At 58.7% G+C, this 4374-nt stretch carries 5 protein-coding genes; 1 reads left to right on the top strand and 4 read right to left on the bottom strand.

Annotated features, from left to right (window positions below; genetic code table 11):
- A partial coding sequence (locus AACS18_RS10475; RefSeq protein WP_258228698.1) for an acetyl-CoA C-acyltransferase occupies positions 1 to 798 on the bottom strand: 798 nt, incomplete at its 3' end.
- Positions 799 to 920: 122 nt separating this feature from the next.
- On the opposite strand from AACS18_RS10475, the gene AACS18_RS10470 reads away from it, so the two are divergent.
- Positions 921 to 1313, top strand: a complete 393-nt coding sequence (locus AACS18_RS10470; protein WP_005360322.1) for a MerR family transcriptional regulator — start codon at positions 921 to 923, stop codon at positions 1311 to 1313.
- Positions 1314 to 1419: 106 nt separating this feature from the next.
- Here AACS18_RS10470 and rplY read toward each other — a convergent pair whose 3' ends face one another.
- The 3 genes from rplY to AACS18_RS23350 form a co-directional block, all read right to left on the bottom strand.
- A complete protein-coding gene (gene rplY / locus AACS18_RS10465) occupies positions 1420 to 1707 on the bottom strand; it encodes a 50S ribosomal protein L25 (protein WP_005333252.1) in 288 nt (95 codons plus the stop codon).
- A gap of 116 nt (positions 1708 to 1823) precedes the next feature.
- Positions 1824 to 2711, bottom strand: coding sequence for a hypothetical protein (locus AACS18_RS10460; RefSeq protein ID WP_108612265.1), 888 nt, complete (start codon positions 2709 to 2711; stop codon positions 1824 to 1826).
- 95 nt (positions 2712 to 2806) lie between these two features.
- The coding region (locus AACS18_RS23350) for a DUF3418 domain-containing protein (protein ID WP_258228697.1) at positions 2807 to 4374 on the bottom strand (1568 nt) is incomplete at its 5' end.

Below are 4374 nucleotides of genomic sequence, written 5' to 3'. Positions count from 1 at the left end.
CACTGGTACCTGCCAGGCTTGCGCCGTGGCGCCATCCATCAATATCAGCGCCGCCGCACCGTCCGAGATAGAGCTCGAATTTGCTGCCGTAATAGTGCCTTCCTTGCCAAACGCTGGCTTCAGGGTAGGGATCTTCTCCGGTCTGCCCTTGCTGGGCTGCTCGTCTTCGGCCAGCAACAAGCGATCACCGCGATAGACACTTGCCAGCTCGGATGCAAACGCGCCGGCTTGCTGCGCATCGCGCGCAAGCTGCAACGACGCAAGAGCAAACTCATCCATGGCACTGCGGGTCAAACCGGCCTGATCGGCGCTGCGCTGGGCATGTATCCCCATCAGCTGGCCATCATAGGCATCTTGCAAACCGTCGAGGAATAGGTGGTCCAGCACCTTTTGATGCCCCATCCGAAAGCCGCTGCGGGCATTATCCAGCAGATAGGGGGCACGGCTCATACTCTCCATCCCCCCCGCGACCACCACCCTGTTGTCACCAAGGCGGATGGTATCCGCCGCCAGCATCACTGCTTTCATGCCAGATCCGCACACCTTGTTGACCGTGGTAGCAGGCACACTATCTGGCAACCCTGCTTTCAACAACGCCTGCCGGGCTGGCGCTTGCCCCACGCCCGCCGCCAGCACATTACCCATAAACACTTCATCGACCTGCTCCGGACTCAGCCCACTTTGCTGTAGTGCCGCCTCAATGGCATAGGCACCCAACTCAGGCGCAGTTACCTCTGCCAATGCCCCCTGAAACGCCCCCATCGGAGTCCGTTTTGCCGCCACAATTGCAATATCCATTTGCCTGCCTCTGTTTGTTACATGGCCATAACATAGGGGTTCTGACGCGATGGAACAAGAGTTGCAGTGCAGTTTACGTTTAGGTAAGGTGCAGACAGGATTTAGTTCGCCAAGAAGTCTGTATGAACAACAAGGATGAAGGACGGCGCTTCAGCATCAGTGAGCTGGCCCGGGAATTTGATATTACGACGCGCAGTATCCGTTTCTACGAGGATCAGGGGTTGCTTAATCCCGCCCGAGAGGGACAAACCCGCATTTACAGCAAGCAGGATCGGGTTCGCCTCAAGCTCACCCTGCGCGGCAAGCGGCTCGGGTTCAGCCTCGCCGAGATCCGCGAGTTGTTTGATCTCTATGATGCCGACAAGAGCAGCCGCACCCAGTTACAGACCATGCTGGGACTGGTTGAGGAGAAACGGGAGACACTGCAACAGCAGATGGAAGATATCAGGATGGTGCTGCTGGAGCTGGATGCCGCCGAGCAGCGTTGCCAACAAGCCCTTAGCCAGCTGGGATAACCGCCTTGCTGGCTTATCAGGCAAGTCCTTTCAGCCTGCTCACAAGATGCCAGATAGCAAAAAGCCACTCCTGAGAGTGGCTTTTCTTCAACCTGACGGTTCGCTATTAAACGCGAACGAAGTCCAGGTGGATCAGCTTGTAACGTACCGGGTGACGCTGGATAGCTTTCACTTTTACGTTAACTTCTTCACCGTTGATAACCAGAGTCAGTACAGACTCATAGAATTCCGGCTTCTCTTGAGCCAGGATCATTTTCTTGTGGTCAACAGTGATGGACAGGGCTTCTTTGCCTGCACCGTAAACGATGGCAGGAACTTGGTCAGCTTGACGCAGGCGGCGGCTCGCACCTTTCCCCAGGTCAGAACGGACTTCAGCTTGGAATACGAAAGACATAGTATGTATCTCTTTTGGATGAATTTATGGTGCTAACTGCGACCGGTCAGCACCTCGCAAAACGAGCGCGAATACTACCACGGGCCAAATTCGGATACAAGGTACCGACTCTGCATTTAGCGCCCCTGCTCCAACCGGGCGAACTGCTGCTGACGCTGGGCCGGGCTCAGGGCATCAAACCGCGCCAGGGTCTCGGCGCGCGGGCAGTAGAGACCCTCCCCCGTTCTGACCCGAATGCTCTTGCCAAGCCGCGGCTGATTCTCTGCCACCAGCGCCAGCAAATAGCTGTAGGTATCGGCTCCTCGGGCGCTGGATAACTGGTTGGCTATACGCCACAGGGTCTCCCCTGCTGCGACCTGATGACACACAGTTTGTGGACCGCCGGCCACAGGAGCCGAGAGGGTAAGCATGGCATCACTGCCTGCGGATAAGCTAGCCGTGTGGCTGGCGAGCGCCATATCGGCGCTCGCGACTCCCTCATATCCTTGGGCACCACTCATCCCCGCCGTGCGAAAGGTCACCCCCAGCTGCGCGAGCAGAGGTTCGCTCTCGTCGGGGTCGCTGGGCATATCAACACCACCGAACGCCTCTTGGGGTGTGCGGAACTCGGCAATAAAGGGCGCGACAGGTTGCGCGTGATAAGCAGGGGATCCACTCCCCTGCTGCACGATTGCACCAGCCGCAACAGCCTGCCCGGGGACGACCCCGTAAGCCATCTCGTCGATGCGCCGCAGCCTTGCCAGATAGGTTTTGGATAGCTGCGCCTCCCCCTCGAACAGATCGAAGGGAGGCACCAGCCGGGCTGGAAAGAGGATCTGCCAGCGACCGTGCTTCTGCTTTTGGGCCAGCGGCGGAAACTGATTGCCACGCCAGGCCACAAACATCGCAGGCGGCGTGCGCGCCAGCGGGTAATATTCCGGGTTCAACTGCACCCAGGTTTGTTCCGCGATGGGTTGATAACCGCTGATCACCACCTGCGCCACACTCAACCAGATCCCCAGCATCCTTGCCTCCCTGACTTGCGGTTTGAAGGGGCTACCTGACCGGCAACCCCTTCTCAGCACCCGCTATCATGCTGTTAAAACAGTTAGATAGCAGCTTAGCACTGAGCGATGGCGTTAAGCACCCGTTTATCGGAAACCGGATAAGGGGTCCCCAGATTCTGGGCAAAGAACGACACCCGCAGCTCCTCGATCATCCAGCGAATATTGGCCACCTCGGTGGGAATAAGCTGGGATTTGGGGATCTTGGCCTGCAGCGCCTTGTACTCCGACTCCACGCTGTGCACCTTGAGCATGTAGACCCGATCCCGGTTGGGATCGATGGCCAGCTTCTCCAGGCGCCGCTCGATGGCCCGCAGGTAACGCAAGAGATCCGGCAGTCGCTGCCAGCCGGTCTCGGTCACGAACCCTTTGTGAATGAGGTTGCTCAGCTGCTGCTGGATATCGGACATGGCAAAGGCGGTGTCGAGCTGCATCTTGCCCTTGAGCCGTTTCTTGATCTCGTGGGACAGCGTCAGCACGGCTTCCACCTGCTTGGCCACCTCCACCACCGCATCGTTGAGCTCGGCGCGGACATACTCCTTGAGCGCCTCGAAACCGGCCTCGTCCCAGGCCATGCCGCCGTGCTGCTCGATCAACTTGTCGCAGCCGCAGGCGATGCAGTCGTCAATCAGCTCCGCCACCTTGCCAAACGGGTTGAAATAGAGCCCCAGCTTGGCCTTGTTGGGCAGCTTCTCCTGCAGGTACTTGATGGGCGATGGCACGTTGAGCAGCACCAGCCGGCGCTGACCGGCCCACATCAGCTGCTGTTGCACCACCGGGCTCTCCACCAGCTGGATGGCGACCGAATCCTTCTGATCAAGTAACGTCGGATAGGCCTTCACCTCGAAACCGCTGCGCTTTTGGCTGTACTCCTTCGGCAGCTCGCCAAAGCTCCACAGGGTGAGGCCGGACTGCTCGATGTCATCGTCCGCCACTTGCGACAGGGTCTCCTGCACCTTGCCACGCAGCGACTCTTTCAATGCCTCCAGATCTTTGCCTTCCGCCACCTTCTTGTGTTTGTCGTCCACCACTCGGAAGGTGAGTTTCAGGTGCTCGGGCACCGCAGCCCAGTCCCAAGATTCACGGGGCACGGTTACGCCGGTCATGCGGCGCAGTTGGCGCTCCATCTCGTCCAGCAGCGGCCCCTGCTCGGGGTTGAGGGTGGCAAGCAGCGCATCGGCATAGTTGGGCGCCGGCACAAAGTTCTTGCGCATCGGCTTGGGCATCGACTTGATAAGGGCCACCAAGAGTTCATGACGCAGCCCGGGGATCAGCCACTCGAACCCCTTCACCTCCACCTGATTCAGGAGCGGCAGCGGAATATGCAGGGTCACGCCATCGGCGGCCTCCCCCGGCTCGAACTGATAGGTCAGCTTGAGCTTGAGGCGCCCCTGTTGCCAGAAGTTGGGGTAGTCGAGATCGCTGATGTGGGCCGCATCTCCCTTCATCAGCATCTCTTTTTCGAAGTTGAGCAGCTCGGGATTCTGCTTTTGCGCCTCTTTCCACCACTTGTCGAAGTGACGGCTTGATATCATCTCCTCCGGCAAGCGAGCATCGTAGAAACGGAACAGATCCTCATCATCCACCAGAATGTCGCGACGACGGGATTTGTGCTCCAGCGCCT

Source organism: Aeromonas sp. HMWF015 (assembly GCF_963878965.1).
Lineage (GTDB): Bacteria > Pseudomonadota > Gammaproteobacteria > Enterobacterales > Aeromonadaceae > Aeromonas > Aeromonas veronii.
Note: the sequence above shows the minus strand (reverse complement) of the source record. Positions and strands in the feature narration are given on the sequence as shown.

What these genes read in the sequence shown, in the direction of transcription:
- AACS18_RS10470 (WP_005360322.1), top strand. Translation starts at nt 921, where the DNA reads ATGAACAACAAGGATGAAGGACGGCGCTTCAGCATCAGTGAGCTGGCC.
- rplY (WP_005333252.1), bottom strand. Translation starts at nt 1,707, where the DNA reads ATGTCTTTCGTATTCCAAGCTGAAGTCCGTTCTGACCTGGGGAAAGGT.
- AACS18_RS10460 (WP_108612265.1), bottom strand. Translation starts at nt 2,711, where the DNA reads ATGCTGGGGATCTGGTTGAGTGTGGCGCAGGTGGTGATCAGCGGTTAT.